General features: G+C 56.8%; 16 protein-coding genes and 1 tRNA gene. 8 read left to right on the top strand and 9 right to left on the bottom strand.

The features are described 5' to 3' along the window. Positions 1 to 39 precede the first annotated feature (39 nt). Positions 40 to 1,518, bottom strand: coding sequence for an Asp-tRNA(Asn)/Glu-tRNA(Gln) amidotransferase subunit GatB (gene gatB / locus HPC62_RS08350; RefSeq protein WP_172354772.1), 1,479 nt, complete (start codon positions 1,516 to 1,518; stop codon positions 40 to 42). A 526-nt stretch (positions 1,519 to 2,044) separates the two neighbouring features. Here gatB and HPC62_RS08345 point away from each other — a divergent pair. From HPC62_RS08345 to HPC62_RS23075, 3 genes are all read left to right on the top strand, one after another. Beyond that, positions 2,045 to 2,314: a hypothetical protein gene (locus HPC62_RS08345; RefSeq protein ID WP_205370696.1), complete on the top strand. Its 270-nt coding sequence runs from the start codon at positions 2,045 to 2,047 to the stop codon at positions 2,312 to 2,314. A 237-nt stretch (positions 2,315 to 2,551) separates the two neighbouring features. Then, the gene (locus tag HPC62_RS08340) at positions 2,552 to 3,796 is read left to right on the top strand and encodes a HetZ-related protein 2 (RefSeq protein ID WP_228721728.1); all 1,245 of its coding nucleotides are present in this window, start codon (positions 2,552 to 2,554) and stop codon (positions 3,794 to 3,796) included. Positions 3,797 to 3,962: 166 nt separating this feature from the next. Beyond that, positions 3,963 to 5,639 carry a GspE/PulE/PilB domain-containing protein gene (locus HPC62_RS23075; protein WP_205370698.1) on the top strand — a complete coding sequence of 559 codons (1,677 nt, stop codon included), beginning with the start codon at positions 3,963 to 3,965 and terminating at the stop codon, positions 5,637 to 5,639. 362 nt (positions 5,640 to 6,001) lie between these two features. On the opposite strand, the gene HPC62_RS08330 is transcribed toward HPC62_RS23075, so the two are convergent. After that, positions 6,002 to 6,075 (bottom strand) — tRNA-Arg (locus HPC62_RS08330). Positions 6,076 to 6,122: 47 nt separating this feature from the next. On the opposite strand from HPC62_RS08330, the gene moaC reads away from it, so the two are divergent. The 3 genes from moaC (at position 6,123) to HPC62_RS08315 (ending at position 7,666) form a co-directional block, all read left to right on the top strand. Further along, entirely contained in the window at positions 6,123 to 6,629 is a 507-nt protein-coding gene (gene moaC, locus HPC62_RS08325; protein ID WP_172354770.1) for a cyclic pyranopterin monophosphate synthase MoaC, read from the top strand. 365 nt (positions 6,630 to 6,994) lie between these two features. After that, entirely contained in the window at positions 6,995 to 7,264 is a 270-nt protein-coding gene (locus HPC62_RS08320; RefSeq protein WP_172358844.1) for a 2TM domain-containing protein, read from the top strand. 93 nt (positions 7,265 to 7,357) lie between these two features. Further along, entirely contained in the window at positions 7,358 to 7,666 is a 309-nt protein-coding gene (locus tag HPC62_RS08315) for a DUF3181 family protein (RefSeq protein WP_172354768.1), read from the top strand. A gap of 357 nt (positions 7,667 to 8,023) precedes the next feature. Here HPC62_RS08315 and HPC62_RS08310 read toward each other — a convergent pair whose 3' ends face one another. From HPC62_RS08310 to HPC62_RS08300, 3 genes are all read right to left on the bottom strand, one after another. Next, positions 8,024 to 8,779, bottom strand: coding sequence for a class I SAM-dependent methyltransferase (locus tag HPC62_RS08310; protein ID WP_172354766.1), 756 nt, complete (start codon positions 8,777 to 8,779; stop codon positions 8,024 to 8,026). Between the two features lie 146 nt (positions 8,780 to 8,925). Beyond that, positions 8,926 to 9,924 carry a Sll0314/Alr1548 family TPR repeat-containing protein gene (locus HPC62_RS08305; protein ID WP_225906761.1) on the bottom strand — a complete coding sequence of 333 codons (999 nt, stop codon included), beginning with the start codon at positions 9,922 to 9,924 and terminating at the stop codon, positions 8,926 to 8,928. A gap of 136 nt (positions 9,925 to 10,060) precedes the next feature. Then, positions 10,061 to 11,077, bottom strand: a complete 1,017-nt coding sequence (locus HPC62_RS08300; RefSeq protein WP_205370700.1) for a LysM peptidoglycan-binding domain-containing M23 family metallopeptidase — start codon at positions 11,075 to 11,077, stop codon at positions 10,061 to 10,063. A 304-nt stretch (positions 11,078 to 11,381) separates the two neighbouring features. Between HPC62_RS08300 and HPC62_RS08295 the strand changes: the two genes are divergently transcribed. After that, the gene (locus HPC62_RS08295; protein WP_172354764.1) at positions 11,382 to 12,617 is read left to right on the top strand and encodes an HhoA/HhoB/HtrA family serine endopeptidase; all 1,236 of its coding nucleotides are present in this window, start codon (positions 11,382 to 11,384) and stop codon (positions 12,615 to 12,617) included. A gap of 68 nt (positions 12,618 to 12,685) precedes the next feature. Here HPC62_RS08295 and HPC62_RS08290 read toward each other — a convergent pair whose 3' ends face one another. Further along, a complete protein-coding gene (locus HPC62_RS08290) occupies positions 12,686 to 13,051 on the bottom strand; it encodes a DUF760 domain-containing protein (protein ID WP_172358841.1) in 366 nt (121 codons plus the stop codon). A 101-nt stretch (positions 13,052 to 13,152) separates the two neighbouring features. Between HPC62_RS08290 and HPC62_RS08285 the strand changes: the two genes are divergently transcribed. Then, the gene (locus HPC62_RS08285) at positions 13,153 to 14,007 is read left to right on the top strand and encodes an SWIM zinc finger family protein (protein ID WP_172354762.1); all 855 of its coding nucleotides are present in this window, start codon (positions 13,153 to 13,155) and stop codon (positions 14,005 to 14,007) included. Between the two features lie 42 nt (positions 14,008 to 14,049). On the opposite strand, the gene HPC62_RS08280 is transcribed toward HPC62_RS08285, so the two are convergent. From HPC62_RS08280 to clpP, 3 genes are read right to left on the bottom strand one after another with little or no spacing between them, the layout of a single operon-like run. Continuing rightward, entirely contained in the window at positions 14,050 to 14,922 is an 873-nt protein-coding gene (locus tag HPC62_RS08280) for an alpha/beta fold hydrolase (protein WP_172354760.1), read from the bottom strand. A 26-nt stretch (positions 14,923 to 14,948) separates the two neighbouring features. After that, a complete protein-coding gene (gene clpX / locus HPC62_RS08275) occupies positions 14,949 to 16,295 on the bottom strand; it encodes an ATP-dependent protease ATP-binding subunit ClpX (RefSeq protein ID WP_172354758.1) in 1,347 nt (448 codons plus the stop codon). A 9-nt stretch (positions 16,296 to 16,304) separates the two neighbouring features. Continuing rightward, positions 16,305 to 16,910: an ATP-dependent Clp endopeptidase proteolytic subunit ClpP gene (gene clpP / locus HPC62_RS08270; RefSeq protein ID WP_225906832.1), complete on the bottom strand. Its 606-nt coding sequence runs from the start codon at positions 16,908 to 16,910 to the stop codon at positions 16,305 to 16,307. Positions 16,911 to 17,122: the final 212 nt, after the last annotated feature.

Here is a 17,122-nt window from a genome sequence, read left to right as displayed (position 1 = left end):
GAATGAGGAGAGCGCAGAATAGCGGTGATAGCCGCCGGGCTACCCGTCCAACTGCTTCACCAAAAGCTGATTCGTCAGCTTCGGGTCGGCGCGGCCACCCGTTTGCTTCATAACCTGACCCACAAAAAAGCCCAGCATGTTCTTCTTGCCGCTGCGATATTTTTCTAGTTCGGCGGGATGAGCTTCTAGCACTTTGGCGATCGCCGCTTCGATTGCAGCCGGGTCGGAAATCTGAATCAGCCCCTTCTTTTCGACCAGTTCCTTGGCGGAGCCGCCCTGGGTCAGCAGCTCTGGCAGAATATCTTTGGCAATTTTGGTGCTGATGGTGTTGGACTCGATCAGCCTGATCATTTCCGCCAGAGTCTCGGGAGTCAGGGGCAGGTCAGCCAGGGTTTTCTTTTCGGTGTTGAGATAGCCGCTGATATCGCCCATTAGCCAGTTGGCGGCCTGTTTGGCGGGTGCGCCTGCGGCCAGGGTCGCCTCAAAGTATTCCGCCATCGCGCGATCGTCCGTCAGCACGCGGGCATCGTAGGACGACAGCCCTAGGTCTTCTTCGTAGCGATGGCGCTTGGCAGCGGGCAGTTCCGGCAGTTCGCGTTTCCACGCAGCAAGCTGTTCGGCAGAGACTTCGATGGGGCCGAGGTCGGGTTCGGGGAAATAGCGATAGTCGCTGGAGCCTTCCTTGACCCGCATACTGATGGTGCGCTGGCTGCCTTCTTCCCAGAGGCGCGTTTCTTGAACGAGGCGATCGCCCGCCTCCAGCACCTCAATCTGCCGCTCAATTTCGTAGTTAATTGCCCGCTCGATGGCATTGAAGGAATTCATGTTTTTGATTTCCACCTTCGTGCCAAATTTTTCTGATCCCACAGGACGGATGGAAATGTTCACATCGCAGCGCAGAGAACCCTCCTGCATGTTGCCATCCGACACCCCCAGATAGCGCATGATCCGGCGCAGTTCGCGGGCATATTCCGCTGCCTCTGCCCCAGAGCGCAGATCGGGTTCCGACACGATTTCAATCAGCGGCACGCCCGCCCGGTTATAGTCCACCAGCGAAAAGGTAGACCCAGAGAGGCGATCGCTCCCGCCATGCACCAGCTTGCCTGCATCTTCTTCCATGTGCAGCCGCGTAATGCCAATGCGCTTGCGAACGGGTTGCCCGTCTTCTTCTAGCTCGATTTCCAGCCAGCCATGCTCGGCGATTGGCAGGTCGTACTGCGAGATCTGATAGTTTTTCGGTAAATCGGGATAGAAATACTGCTTTCGGTCAAACTTGCTATAGGGTGCAATTTGACAGTTCAGCGCCAGCCCCGCCTTCACTGCGTATTCCAGCACCTTTTGATTTAACACAGGCAGCGTCCCCGGCAGCCCCATACACACCGGGTCAATATTCGTGTTGGGGTCAGCACCAAAAGCCGTCGAACTGCTGGAAAAAATCTTGGTTTTGGTGCTGAGCTGACAGTGTGTTTCCAGCCCGATGACGGCTTCGTATTGGGTCTTGGTGGCGGTGGTGGTCATAGAAAACTCTGGAAAGTCCAGTTCCAATCCTCTGATGCTTTATTGTATCGCTGTGCCTCGCTCTCTCAGGCCATTTCAGAAATCGGCACTCTGCGTGGACAGGGAATCAGATAAGACATTTAGGATAGCTATACTTCCAGGGCTTACGCACTTGCAATAAGCTCTTTGGGTTTTGGAGGATTTCTCGCGGGCTGTGCCCGCGAGAAATCCTCCAACTGCGTGAGTCCTAACTTCATCAGGCTCGAGGTTTGAGCCAAGGGTCTGGTTGTATCCCTTGCAAAAGCGAGAAAAGGCGGTGCAGAATGCGGAATAGGAGGTGGGGGAGGCTATAAGGATGGTATATATTGTTGTCCAAGCTGATTTTGTCCAAAGCTAATTTTATCCAAGCTGATTAGGCAAGGGGCTGGTCGTCTAAGCTGATTGTCCAAGCTTCAGCATTGTCCAAGCTTCAGGTTCAAGCTTCAGCAGCAAGTCAAATGGTCTTGGCAAATGGTTTTGGGTTTGTGGCGTGTGTTTGGAGAGGGGCGTGAGTACTGAATCGTCATCATTGGAATCGCTGGTGCGGGAAATTGGAGAAGCCGTCCTGGCAACGACGGAAACGGTTGATCAGCTAACGGGACACATGGATGCGTTGTCCAAGCAGGTGCAGCAGCAGGGCTACCAAATTTTCGCCCTGAGCGACACCGTACAGACTTTGGCAGAAAATCAGGATGCTACGCTAGAGCGCCTCGCTCAGTTGACGGACACGCTGCAACGGCTGGTGGCGGCAATTGAAGCCGATCCCGAATCTGCTTAAGAGGCTTTGCAGAATTGCGCTGGAATGCCAAAGGTGTGTCAGGGATATGTCATAGGGATGTCAGAAACCCAGCAGAAATCCTGGAGGGCGATCGCCCAGGGTGAGTCCAGAGTACCTAGTTGGGTGATGACACTAACCCGATAAATATGAAATGGTTGCGGAAAGGTTGAATCGTCACACACCCGGTCGGCTGAGCCGATCGACCTACCCGGCAATCAGCAAGGGAGCGCAAGATATATGGTCAAAGCTAGTAGCATGGAAGCCAGCACCGAAGCTTGCACGAGAGCCAGCACTGAGGACTACATCGCTATGACGAGGGCTGAGTCGAGGTCGGAGGAACTAAAACGCGAGTGGCAGGCGCGGCTCCAGCAAGACCATCCCGGCCAGCCCGCAACGCTCCAGGAGGCAATCTTGCGCTGGCTGTTGGGCGACGAGCCGCAGCGCTTCGATGAGATGACCCCAGTGCAAGTTATGGTGGCACAGCAGGCGATGGATTATCGCTATCGCATTTTGCAGCAGCGCTATTTAGGAGTCCGTCCAGACCAGGCTTACAAAAACCTGCTACAGCGCCTCAGCAGCCTGTTCCTGATTCGCAGCAAAGTCCGAACCTGGGTGGCGCTATCGCGCGATCGCCATCGCAGCGTCATGGATGTGTTGCAAGAAGTGATTCAGGAACTCATCCAAAACGACTCCTATATTCGCCAGCAGGTGCAGTGGATCGCCTGCTGCACCAATCAGCCCCGCCTGCGGGACGGGCTAATGCTGGCCAGCATTGAGGAATACTGCCTGCGCCCCATCCGCAATCAGCCGCTGCTGGTCTATCGGTTTGTCAACTATCTGCGGCGCACCCAGCGTGGCGGCATGACCCAGGTTCCGACGGGCGAACTGATTCGGCTAGTATCGGAAGAAATTTCTCCCGACGATAGCGACAGCGCCATGAGCCTGCTCGATTCTCAGGCGCTGAGTCAGTACGAGCAGCAGCGCGATTGGGAGGAACAGCAGGCCCTGCGCGACGAGGTAAAGCAAACGTTTCTGGACTATCTCGCTCAGGAAGTAGACCCGCTGGCGGCGCAATGGCTCCGGCTGCATCTCCAAGGCAAGTCGCAGGAGGCGATCGCCACGGCGCTGGGGGTTCCGGTCAAGCAGGTTTATCGACTGCGGGAAAAAATTAGCTATCACGCCCTGCGTGTGTTTGCCATTAAGGCCGAGTCCGAATTGGTCATGACCTGGCTGGGCACCTCAGTAGACAATAACCTGGGGCTTGCGCCTGATCAGTGGGATGAGTTCTATAACGCCCTTAGTCCAGAACAGCAGCAGTTAGTGCAGGATTTCAAAACCTGGAAAACCGCCGAGGCGATCGCCCAGCATCGCAATGTCAAGGTGAACCAAATTACTGGAGAATGGGTCAAGGTCTACCTGTCTGCCCATAGCCTGCGAAACTCGTCCCAGTCTGACGACTCCGACAACTCAGAATCGGCCTGAGCCATCCGCCGCAAACGCAGGCAGGGCAGGCTGGCGGCTTGCGGATGGCGATTTGCAGCAAGACTGGGTATGCTTGAGTGAACAAACCGCCAAGGGTGCTGGAAGCGGCTTGCTTTCATCATGGTCAATCATGGTCAACCCCAAAGATTGAGAACGGTGCGATTTTATGACCTCCCCGCTCAACAAAAAAGTCGGGGCAACATCTGCCGACGCTCAGTATCGGTCGGTTTTGTCTCATTTTTCAGACAGCCTCGCGCAGTCGCTAGACCTCCAGCAGATGTTTGTCCTGATTGACGGCATCTTGCCCTTTGAAGCGTGTTTGTATTATCAAGTGCTGCCGCTAAAGCTGGAAGACAACTGCCTGCTGCTGGGCATGGTCAACCCCGAAGACAGCCCGGCCGCAGACTATGTGCGCCGCATTATCGCCTACCACAACTACTATCCCAAGCCCCAGCCGATTTCGTCTGATGCGCTCCAGGCATCCCTTTCTGCCTATTTGCACTATACGGGCAGCCGCGCCGCCCAGCCCAGTCCACCCGCTGGCGCAGAAGAGACAGATCGTTCGGGCGATCGCGCCAACGCCAGGGATGAGGCGGAAGTCGATCGTCGTTCACGAGTTGCCCCCCGCATCCGCACCGAGCAAAAGCTAGACCGCAATACCCAGCCAACGCTGGTGGTCGATAGCCCAGAAGATCTGAGCCAGGAGCTGGCGCCGCCCCGGTTTCGGCCGATTTATGCGCCCTCGGATACGCCACCCGCCGCACCAGAGCCAGCGCCGGAACCTGTTCAGCCGGAACCCGTTCAGCCTGCTCTGGTAGCAGAGCCAGAAGGGCGATCGCCCGAAAATCCCTTCGAGCCATTTCCAGATCTGGACTCGCTTTCCGATGTAGCCAGTGCATCACGGGTTGAAGCAAGACCAGAGCCAATTCACGGTGAACCCAAGGTGGCGCTGAGCCGCGATTCTGCGGAAGAGAATCCGGTTTCGTCCCCGCCCACGGCAAAGCGGAGTGCCGAAGCCCCACCCTCGGAGGCAGTGTTTTTGGATGAAGACGAGCTAGCAGAATCCATCTCTGCGATTCAAAGGCAGGAAGAGCCGTTGCCCACCCCAGCGATCGCCCCGGATATTCCCCTGGACACTCTGCAAGATTACCTCGCGACCTTCATCAACGTCGAGCAGCCGCCCCAAGTGCCGACGCAGTTAATGACACCGATTCCGCCGCTCGTCGTGCAGCTAAATCATCTCAGCCGCCCAGCAGAAACCCTGGCCACCCTGCCACCCCCAGAATTGCTGCAAGAACTGCTGGGACGAGTCCTGATCGGCGGCATTGGGCGGCTCTATTTCGAGCATCAGCCCCGCTATGGACGCATTCTCTGGAGCCAAAACGGGGTGCTGCAATCTGTCATCGATCGCCTGGATTTGCGCCATTTTCGAGGCATCATCGCCGAACTGAAGCAGCTTGCTGGGCTGCCGCTGGTGCCAGTCGAACAGCCCCGCCAGGTTGAAATCGAGCGATTGCACGAGCGGACAAGACTCCTGCTGCGCTTCCGCTTTATCCCTACCGAACAGGGCGAAGAGGCGACGCTACAAATTTTACGCGGAGCCGCGCTGAAGTTTTATCAGCAGCAGCAAATCGCTACGTTAGAGCGAGATGCCCTGCGAATTGCCCGACAGCTCCAGACCAAGCTAAACGAAATCCGCGATCGCGCTCGCCTAGAGTCGGGCATGGTCGCTGCGAAGCTGGAGGTGTTGCCCGCCCTCAGCCAAATTATCAAAACCATTGAGGAACAGGTAGACAGCCTGAAACCGGAACCTGTTGATTCTCTGGAAGATGCGCCCCCTTGAGTGGACGCAGGCATCAGCGAATGAAGCTAGGGCGTGCTTTAAAACCCTTTGATCCCCCCTTAGCCCCCCCTTAAAAAAGGGGGGAACCGAGCCGAACCGCTCCGGAAGTCCCCCTTATTAAGGGGGATTTAGGGAGATCGACTCAAGGCAACTCAAGGCAATTAACGACCTAGAAAGTTTTAAGACACTGCCTAGGGCGTAGATGCACCAGAGCAAGAGGGCAAACGTTTGTGTTCTTTTTTCTTCTGTGTCTTCTTCTGTGACCTCTTATTCAAAGAGTCGCAATTACATCGCAATTATCCAGAAAGCAAATACATGAAAGCAAAATGGGGCGAGTTGCTTTAACTCACCCCACTCTCTGACGGGCCAGGAGGGATTCGAACCCCCGACACCGTGGTCCGTAGCCACGTGCTCTAGTCCACTGAGCTACAGGCCCCTGCCAGAAACTCTATACTATCACACGACATCAACATAGTTAGGCGCATGAACCAAAATTCTGCTGAAAAATCTCTGCCCAACCTGACCCATCTGGAGGCAACCGGGCAGGCACACATGGTGGATGTGTCAGCTAAGGCAGCCACCGTGCGGACGGCGATCGCCCTGGGGCAAATCCAGATGCAGCCCGAAACCCTGGCGGCCATTGAAGCGGGCAATGCACCCAAGGGCGACGTGCTGGGCACAGCCAGATTGGCGGGCATCATGGCAGCCAAGCAAACCGCTCACCTGATTCCCCTCTGTCACCCGCTCCCCCTGCAAAAAGTAGACGTTCAAATTACGCCAAATCCAGACCTGCCCGGTTACGACATCCGCGCTGAGGTGCGCCTCAAAGCCGAAACAGGAGTGGAAATGGAAGCGTTAACCGCCGTTTCGGTCGCAGCACTGACGCTCTACGACATGGCCAAAGCCCTGGAAAAATCGATGAAAATTACGAACATTCGCCTGCTCAGCAAAACGGGCGGCAAGTCGGGCGATTATCTGGCCGCGCAATAGCGAATCCTGTGAAAAGTCAGCATGTTCTTGTGCTTGCTTCTTGTTCTTTCAGGGTGTGTACGCTGTGCTGAAAAGACAAGAATTTCGCCCCCCTCGCCTTGCTCACTTGCTTCAACAGACGGTTACGCTGTACGGTCGCGCTGTGCGGTTATTGGGCGGACACGCTGTGGAGTTACGCTGTGCGGTCACGGTGTACAGCCACACTGTGCGGTCACGTTGTGGAGTCATGGTGTATAACCGCACTGTAGGGTCACGCTATGAGGCCACGCTGTACGATGTCACTCACACCGTACAATGAAAGCTGAATGGTCATCCCGACAGTTTATCTCGACAGTTCATCCCGACAGTTCATCCCGGATAACAGTATGCCTCCCCGCTGGCCCCGCGAACCCGACCGCAACGACCCCGCCTTTCGCAAGCTAGACGACCGCATGACCTTTGCCACCCACGTTGCAGCGTTCATTGCGGTCAACTCTGGCGTGTGGTTCTTTCGACTTGTGCAAGCGCAGACCTGGCCCTGGACCGTGTGGTTTAGTGGGCTATGGCTGGCGGCCTTGGTGGCGCATGGGGTCTATATCTTTGCGATCGCCGACTATTCTGGCCCGGTTACCAAGCCCAACGCAAAATCCCCTTGAGGTGCGTCCTGAAACGGCAATTCTCGATAGATTGCAGCCCTGACCTGACTGTTCATTCCACCCATTAATACGGCTCATTAACACGGCGTAACTATGGCATATTCCAATTCTTCCGAAGCCATCGAGGCCCTGGCCGCAGAACTGGGCAAAGAGGTGTATATCGACGTAGCCAAGTGGCATCTGTATCTCCGCGATGCTCACCTCAACACCCCCCTGGCAGAGCAGATCTATCCCTTGCTTGAAAAAGGCGTGCCGACCGAGGACGAGGTGCTGGGGATTCTGCGCGGCATTCCCGTCAAGCTAGGTGGCGGCAAGCACGAAGTCTCTCTGCTGGATCTGCTGCCCGTGCAGTCCCAAATCCAATTGATGGACATTGTGGAAGCGTTTCAGCAAAAGCTCTGAATTATCTGAATAAACAGGCTGTAGGCTCTGCACCTTGCCCGTCCAGCACCTTACCTATCTTATCTAAGTAGGTGGACATTAATAAATATAAAACTCAAAGATCCTGCGCCGCCCGCGCAGCGGGCGGCGCAGGGTTCAAGATCTGTTTCTTAGAGCTAATTTATGAAGCAAATCTTAAGAAGCCTGAAACTCTTGGCATGTGTGGCTTTGAGGTCATGTTTGCCCAGGAAAAGCGGTTTCTCGGAAATCCTTGATTAACAAGGCTTTCAGGCTCCTTTACAAATGAGCTCTTAATCTGGTCTATCTACTTATATACCTATCTACTGGTCTACCTATCTAACAAGTCTTGCCCCGGTTCTATATCTGCCCGGCTCGTAGAAAAATATCCCAGCAGACGGTTTTGGGCAGGGTCGGGTCGCCCCAGGCAGCCGAAAGGCGATCGCCCCACTCTTTCAATCCCGCCCAGCCCTCTGCGTCGGCATAGCGCTGTACCGCAGACCAGGTAGAAACGCAGCCCAAAATGATTTCCGGAGTCCACTGCACGGTCTGGCGAAAGGTGGGCGCAGGCAGTTCCTCAAACGGAAATGGAACAGTCTGATAGTGGTCATGCACCAGTTGCACTTCGGGCAGCTGCATGGGCATGATGAGCGCATAGAGTTCGTCGATTAGTGCGGACACGGCGGGTGTGGCCTCGGCGACCCGGAATAAATCGCTGCACCAGGCCGCAATCACGCCGCCCGGACGGCCCACGCGATTCACCTCAGCATAGAACCCGTCTAGCGGCAGCCAGTGCAGCGCCAGCCCGACCGTAATCAGGTCTACGCAGTGGTCGGGCAGACCGCTGGCCTCTGCGGGCGCAACCGAATACTGAATTCGCTCGTGGGGAAAGGCGTTGGCGATTTGGCTGGCGCTGGCATCCGTCGCGTAGATGGTTGCAAAATGAGGCACTAGCCCGACCGCAACTTGCCCGTTGCCCGTGGCGCAATCCCAGGCTGCGTCGTGTTTTGTTGCCGTTTTGACTAGGTAGGCGTATAGCTCGTCGGGATAGCCCGGACGATACTTGGCGTAGCGGCTTGCCTGACGCGAGAAATAGTCTTTGAAAATAAGAGCCACGGAATAGGAGCCACGGAATAAGGACCACGGGTAAATGGCAAAGGATCAGGAATTAGACCGACGGCGTTTAGGCAGATCTAGAAGATCTGGTGGACGGACGATCGCCCTAAGCCACGAACCAGCCCAATCTTAACTCCAAACCCCGCCTAGCGACGACGCAGCAGCGGGTTGCAGCGCTGACGGCTCACACCATCTCGCAACCCTTCGACTACGCTCTCAGCACGACAGGCCTCCCAGGCGATTTGGTTAGCGTGGCGTTGGGGAAGCTGGTCTTCTTTTTCCAGCGCCCGCTGAAAGAACTCCAAGCTTTCACGATACTTCTCCTGGCGCACTAGAATCTGTGCCTTGAGATAGTAAAGATCGGGATTGTCAGGCGTTTCTGCGAGGGCCTGGTCAACCGCCGCCATCGCGGGTTCAAACTGTTCCAGATCCCGATAGCCGATGGCGATTCCCCGCTGCGCCAGGTATTCGGGCCCGGCGAAATTTTGCAGCTTTTCCAAAGCCTGTTCTGGGCTGCTAAAGGGCAGGTTTGTGGCCAGGAACAGTTCGATGTATCCCTTCACCAAATTTAGCTCTGGATCGTCGGGGGCGATGCGTTCGGCCTCGCCCAAGGCGCTGAAGGCTCGCTGAAGTTCACGGAGGACGGTGGGCGTGGCGGCAACGGTGCTTTGGGTGGAGACGGCATACCCGCCTTCCAGGAAGTGTCCCACCGCTCGGTAAATGTTGCCCCGCAGCGGATCGCTTTGCATCAGCCGTTCTGCCGATCGCCGAGTCTGGGTTGCGCGATCGCGCAGGGTATCCCAATCCCGGTTCAGGTAGGCCAGCGACGCGGCCAGGGCGTGGGCCAGCGGCTCATTGCGCGAGGCGTTCTCTAACAAGGCTGCCGCTTGAGCGTAGTTGCCTTCGGCAAACATGGCGATGAAGGCGGCTTCGGTGGTGCGGTCGATGTTGCGGGGGTTGGCGCTGCGAAACGGATCGGCTAGGGCGGGCAGTGCCAAACTGTGAAGCGCGATCGCCAGCCCTCCGGCCACCGAACCGAGCGATCGCCAGAGTTGCTGGGCGGGCGATCGCCCCGTTTGGCGACCGGGCTGGGAATTGCGGACACCGCCACTCCGGCGCGAGACGAGAACCGCTGCAATCGACATAGCTCACCTATCTCCAGAAATTGTGAAAACCACTAAGTGCAAGAGCTACTTGCGAAGATTACTAAAGTGTTAAAACCACTACAGTTGAACCCTGCTCTAGTGTACGAACTGTTTTGGGTAGATGCCAGAGCGTTCCCTACTGTCCTACTCGCATGTCCTGAAAATATAGGCTTGGATCTTGCGCGACCCAGCCCAGGTCAGAATTTGAGCGGACTTCAAACCGCAGCAGGGGTTCCTGATCAGGGGCGCTGCGACCAACCGTGCCGAGGCGATCGCCCGCCTGCACCCGCTGCCCCACCTGCACCTGAATCGTCCCCAACTGGGCGTATCGCGTTTGCAACCCTTCGGGATGATTGACGACGACTAGGTTGCCGTAGTTTCCTTGATTGGCCGCAAAGGCGACTGTGCCCTCGCCCGCTGACACCACCGGGTTTCCTTCACTGGCTGCCAGGTCTACGCCGCTGTTAAACACGACCTGCCCCGATCGCGGATCGATTTGCCAGCCATAGCCCTTGATCACCAGCGCCACCGTTGGGCTACCCAGGGGGTGGGTTCTCAGAATCGCCGCCGCCCGATCGGGGCTGGTAATTCTGGGGCGAGCGTTGGGGTCGGCCGCAGCCCCCACTGCTGTATCTCCGGCTGCCGGGTTTGCCGAAGATAGCGTTGCACCGGGGATGAACGCAACCCGACCCGGCGGGCGACAGCCGTTTGCCTCAAACAGCACATCTGCCCGCACGCGATATTGCTGCGCCAAGTCTCGCCAGGTGCGTCCGGACGGAACCTCTACCCGCAGCCCGTTGATCGGCGGAATCAGCAGACTGGTTCCCACGGGCGGATTGCCCTGCCGCAGCACAGAGTTCATGCCGATCAGGGTTTCTGCCGTCAGGTTGTGGCGCTGGGCTAGGCTGGCGATCGTGTCTCCGGCGCGGGTCTGGTAGCGGGTCATCCGGGACAGCACGGGCGCAGGGCAGAGCGAGTCGGTGGGTGCATCGGCGGCCTGGGCAATCGATAGGGCACGGGCTGGGGACGGATCGGGCAGGCTGGCTTGGGCGATCGCCCCTTGGCTCATACCTACGACCCCCAATCCCAGCAAAACCATCCCACCCAAATCAGCGCCCCGGCGCTTGCGATATGCCTGAAATTTCTCGCTCATGGATAACTCTTCTCTAACCAACGCTTCACCAAGATTTGCTCAAAAACTAGCTCAAATGTCTCCATCCTAGCTAGCCACAAATCGCTCTTGTGAGAGATTTTCTGGATTCTTCCCTGCAAAAAAATCCAAGAAAGATTACGCTGGAAGCGATCGCCCTAATGATAATGAGCAAGACCGAAGCGCCCGTCTGACGGTTACTTTAAAATCGCTCTGGATCGCTAAACCTTTACGCAGTCTCCCCACAGCATTCCGCCTAAATCTCTGCCCGCCCGATCCCTTCGTCACTGCTTCTCAACTCCGTCTCATGGTCAAATCTTTGAAATCTTGGGGCACGTATGCCGCCGTGCTGGTGATGGGTGTGGGTCTGGGCATGGCCGGACACGCGACCTGGCAGTCGTTCAGCCCCGTCCGCACCCCTCAGCCTTTGACCAATCGCAGCCCTGCCAACATGCCACCGTCCCTGGCACCCGTGGCGAACGAATCGCCGCCTGCGCCGCCGAGTGTTCCCAGTGCCCAACCCTATAACTTCATTGCGGCTGCCGCAGAGCGCGTTGGCCCGGCCGTGGTGCGGATTGATGCATCCCGCACCGTGAGCCGGGTTCCGCCAGGAGCCAGCCCCTTCTTTCGTCGATTTTTTGGCGAGGAGGGCCCGAGCGCCCCGGAGCGGCTGCGGCGGGGCACGGGGTCTGGCTTTGTGATTTCACCCAATGGGCAGATCATCACCAATGCCCATGTTGTGGAAGGAGCCGACACGGTGCGTGTGACGCTGAGGGACGGGCGCGAGTTTGAGGGCCGGGTGGTGGGTGCAGATGAGGTGACGGATGTGGCGGCGATCGCCATCGATGCGACCGATTTGCCAACTGTGACGCTGGGCGGCTCGACCAACTTGGTTCCGGGACAATGGGCGATCGCCATCGGCAATCCTTTGGGACTGGACAACACGGTGACGGCGGGCATCATCAGCGCTACAGGACGCTCCAGTTCCGAAGTCGGTAGCCCCGATCGGCGAGTTCGTTTCATCCAAACCGACGCAGCGATTAATCCCGGCAATTCCGGCGGCCCGCTGCTCAACGACCAAGGCGAGGTCATTGGCATGAACACGGCCATTCGCGCCAACGCGCAGGGGCTGGGTTTCGCCATCCCAATCGAAACCGCCAAGCGAATTGCCGACCAGCTTTTTGCCACGGGACAGGTCGCGCATCCGTTTTTGGGCATTCAAATGACCAACCTTACCCCGGCGCTCAAGGAAGAATTGCAGAAAAACGTCGAAGACCCGCCCTTCGATCCGTCAAAACTCGCGGTCGATCGGGGCGTTCTCATTCTCCAGGTATTGGAAAATACCCCCGCTGCCACGGCCGGACTTCAGCCCGGAGACGTGATTCTGAAGGTGGGTGGCGTTCCTGTTAACACTGCATCCGACGTGCAGGAGCAGGTGGATGGCAGCAAAATCGGCGATCTGTTGGCGCTAGAAATTAACCGGGAGGGTGAGGTTTTGGAAATTGGCGTGCGGCCCACAACCCTGCCGCGATCGCAGAATTAACCGCAGAATCGGCAGAATCAACCCCCAGCATCAACCTCCAGAATCAACCTACTGAGCAACATCACATGCTAGCTGCCAGACGACTCATCGCCGCTATCGCGAAACGAGCCAAACGCATCAGCCACGCTGACTTCTAGCTCCATGCGCTGCTCCATGCGCCGCAGGAAATAGCCTGTCATCATGGCAGAGGCGAGCAGCCCCGCCAGATTGTCGCGATCGGTTGTGATTTGCATCGTGAAAGCTTCTGAGGGCAGCATCCCCACCAGACCCTGCACATTTTGCGAAATGATATCTTTGATTTCTGGGCTGACAGACCGAGCCACTCGCGCCAGCACCTCTGGCGACTGGTGCTGGAGATACTTCAACAGTTCGTTGGCTTGCATCTCTTCGGCGCTACTGCCAAACAGTTCGGTGCTGTCGGGGTCAAAGTTCATAGGAACCCAGGAAGTCACGATAAGATTGAATCCTATTGTTACATTTATATTTGCGCCTGTGACAACGCTCCTTAAGGGAAATTACGGAACTTGATTAAACCATGACTCAGTATGACGCGCAGCCAAGTCGGGAATGGTGGGCCCAGCGCTGGGTTGATGTGCTGGAGTCGTTTGGCTGGGTGCGTCGTCTGGCCCGCGCCCGCAACTATGCCCGCGAAGGCAATGTGCTGTCGATTGAATTTCGCGGCGCGAAGGTTCATGCGCGGGTTCAGGGCACTGCGCCAGAGCCATACAAGGTCACGCTGTCCCTCGATCCGTTTGATGATGAGCAGTGGCAGTATGTGATTGAATCTCTGTCTCAGCAGGCGATTTTTTCTGCCAAACTGCTGGCGGGCGAGATGCCGCAGAATATTGAAGAAGTTTTTACGGCTAACGGACTGAGCCTGTTCCCGTTTACCAAGTTTGATATCCACAGCCGCTGTTCTTGCCCAGACCCGGCGAATCCCTGCAAGCACATTGGGGCGGTGTATTATGTCCTGGGCGATCGCTTTAGTGAAGATCCCTTCGTCCTGTTTCAGTTGCGGGGGCGCACCAAGGAGCAGATTATCAGCGAGTTGCGTCGGCTCCGCAGCGCCAGTCCCGATGCGCCGCCGCCAGAAGAAACACTCAATCCGCTAACCGCTCCGCCAGTTTCCGCGTCTTCGGCGATCGCCCTGCAAACCTTCTGGAAGTATGACCAGCAGCTAGAGCCGTCGCTGGTGGTCATTGCGCCGCCGCCCAGTTCAGAAACCGTCCTCGATTTGCTGGGGCAGATGCCGCTGCGTTCCGAGGGCAGTACGTCGGGGTCGGTTTCTGCCCATGCGGTGAATGAGTATCTCCGCAGCCTCTACAGTCAGGTAGCGCAGCAGGCCGTGCTGTCCGCGATGACGGCTGGAACCCGGCCAGAAGAAAGCTGAGTCAGCAAGCTGAGTGAATGCTGAGTATACGCTAAGTAAACGCTAGGCAACGGGTTCGCGGGTCTGGTTCAGGAACGCCTCGATGGTTGCCATGTAAGTTGCTGCATCTTCCAGCATGGGGAAGTGTCCTGTCTCGGCGATGACGCAGTGGGTAATGCGATCGCTCAAGCTGGCGGCCTGCTGCCCCATCGAGGCAGGGATAATCTGGTCGTATTCGCCGGAAATTAGCAGTGTGGGAACCGTGAGGCGGGCAAATTCCTGCGGCATCACGTCTACGGCCTTTTTGCTGACGGCGGTGTAGATCGTGCCCAGGGCCGCCTCGTAGTCGGCATCGAGATAGTCAGCCAGAAACGCGCGGCGATCGCCCGCCGGAATCGAACGACGCAGAAACCGCGCCATAAACAGTTGGTCTACCAGTGGGATATGCCGCAGCCAGCCGGGGCGAAAATCCACCACGTACTTGCCAAAGCGGTAGAAGGCTTCAAACGCCTGCTGGTTATATTCAAAAATGCCGCTGCACGTCAGGATGGCGCGATTGACCCGCTCAGCGTATTGGTTCAAGAAAAAAACGGCGATCGACGCTCCGGTGGAATGGGCATTCAGCGTCACCCGCTCCAGTCCGAACTCGTCGAGCAGCAGCGCTAGGTCGTCTGCATAGGTTTCTAGCTCATAGCCGATGGCGGCTACGGTTTCTGGAATGGGGCGGGGCAAGTGCGATCGCCCAAATCCCCGCAGATCGTACAGCAAACAGTCGTATTGCGACATCAGCCGCCGAGCCGTCGATTCCCAATAGCGAGCCGACCCCGCCCAACCGTGCAAAAACACTAGCACGGGCCGGCTTCCAAACGGTTCTGAGCCGGATTCACAAATCCATTCGTAATAGTGATCAACGCCGCGAATCGAGCAGTAAGGCATCGAGTAAACCCTGACCTCGCAAACCCTCAGGCAGACTCCGGCTTCGGCAGAGAAGATGGGTGCATCAGCAACTCTGCAGTCGAGCGCATTTCCACCATCTCGCGAGTGATGGCACAGCGCGTCACGTCCTTGCGCGACGGCAACTCGTACATCACGTCCAGCATCAGTTCTTCCACAATGCTGCGGAGCGCGCGGGCCCCGGTCTTGCGGCGGTAGGCTTCCTTGGCGATCGCCCGAATCGCGTCCGGCTTAAACTCAAGCTGCACGTTGTCCATCTTCATCAGCTTTTGGTACTGCTTGACCAGTGCGCTGCGGGGTTCCGTCAAGATAGCAGCCAGCGCATCCTCATCCAGCGGATTCACCACCGCCATCACCGGAACGCGCCCGATAAACTCTGGAATCAGCCCAAACTTAACCAGGTCATCCGGCTCCAGATGCTTCAGCACATCCGCCGTGCGCTTGTCTTTGGACTGCTGCGCGTCTCCCGGCTGCACAAAGCCCATCGACTTCTTCCCGATCCGCTGCTCCACTGCCTTTTCCAGACCCACGAACGCGCCGCCGCAGATAAAGAGAATATTACTCGTGTCGATTTGAATGCAATCCTGATAGGGATGCTTCCGCCCGCCCTGGGGAGGAACATTGGCAACCGTCCCTTCCAGCATCTTCAGCAGGGCTTGCTGCACGCCCTCACCCGACACATCCCGCGTAATCGAGGGATTTTCGCTCTTGCGAGCAATTTTGTCTATCTCGTCGATGTAGATAATTCCGCGCTGTGCCTCTTCAACATCCAGATCGGCCACCTGCAACAGCCGCAGCAAGATATTCTCCACATCTTCGCCGACATATCCTGCTTCGGTCAGCGTTGTCGCATCAGCCACCGCAAAAGGCACATCTAGCATTTCCGCCAGGGTTTGGGCCAGCAGCGTCTTACCGCAGCCCGTCGGGCCAATCAGCAGGATGTTGGACTTTTGCAGCTCAACGGCATCGTCTGCCTTCCCGCCATTCGCAGACTTGCTCTGCACAAAACTGAGGCGCTTGTAGTGATTATAAACCGCAACCGAAAGAATCTTCTTAGCCTCATCCTGACCGATCACATGCTCATCCAGGTGCTTCTTAATCTCGCGGGGTTTGGGAATCTGGCTGAGGGAAAGACGCGGCGCACGAGCAGCCCGCTTTTCAGGCTGCTGCTCTCGACGCGGCGAAGGCTGGGGCACCGTGGAACTAGAGTCAAATAGCTCCTCATCCAATATTTCGTTGCACAAGTCAACACACTCATCGCAAATGTAGACCCCTGGGCCGGCGATGAGCTTGCGAACCTGCTCTTGCGACTTACCACAAAACGAACATTTCAGATGAGAGTCGTATTTTGACATGGTCGCCTCTTAATTCACTGCGGAGAGGGTCTCTCTGGCATCGGATATTCCCGGCCGAGAAACAACCTGATCAATTAACCCGTAGGCCTTCGCTTCTTCAGCAGACATAAAGAAGTCGCGCTCTGTGTCCGCTTCTATGCGTTCAAGAGGCTGCCCCGTATGCTGTGCCAATAGCTCGTTCAGCGTCCGCTTATGATACAAAATTTCTCTCGCCTGGATCTCAATATCCACAGCTTGCCCCTGGGCACCTCCCAGCGGCTGGTGAATCATAATCCGGGAACTGGGCAGGGATAGACGCTTGCCCTTGGTGCCTCCCGACAGCAAAAACGCGCCCATGCTAGCGGCCAAACCGTAGCAAATCGTAACAACATCGGGGCGAATTTGCTTCATCGTGTCGTAGATGGCCATTCCTGCTGTGACTGAGCCACCCGGCGAGTTGATGTAAATTTGCACATCTTTTTCGGGATCTTCGGCATCCAGAAAAAGAAGCTGGGCAACTAGCAGATCTGCAACGTTGTCATCAATAGGAGTGCCCAAAAAAATGATTCGCTCTCGAAGCAGCCGGGAATAGAGGTCAAAAGCTCGTTCACCCCGACCAGACTGCTCAACCACCATTGGAATGGTGTTCACCACGTCAAGGGGATGTGGGGACAGAGACGAAACAGCCCCAACGAGATTGCTGCTAGCGTCGGATCTAGAAAAATGAGGCAGAACCATACAAAACCATTCAGCGACTTAAAAGAACTTTTGAATTCCAGAAGGGTAGAAAAGAATGAGCGTCTGAGGAGGCTTCTGCAAAGGGGATTGAGCTAGGACGGGCGGCTATG

Origin of the sequence: Thermoleptolyngbya sichuanensis A183, from assembly GCF_013177315.1 — a bacterium.
Classification (GTDB): domain Bacteria; phylum Cyanobacteriota; class Cyanobacteriia; order Elainellales; family Elainellaceae; genus Thermoleptolyngbya; species Thermoleptolyngbya sichuanensis.
Note: the sequence above shows the minus strand (reverse complement) of the source record. Positions and strands in the feature narration are given on the sequence as shown.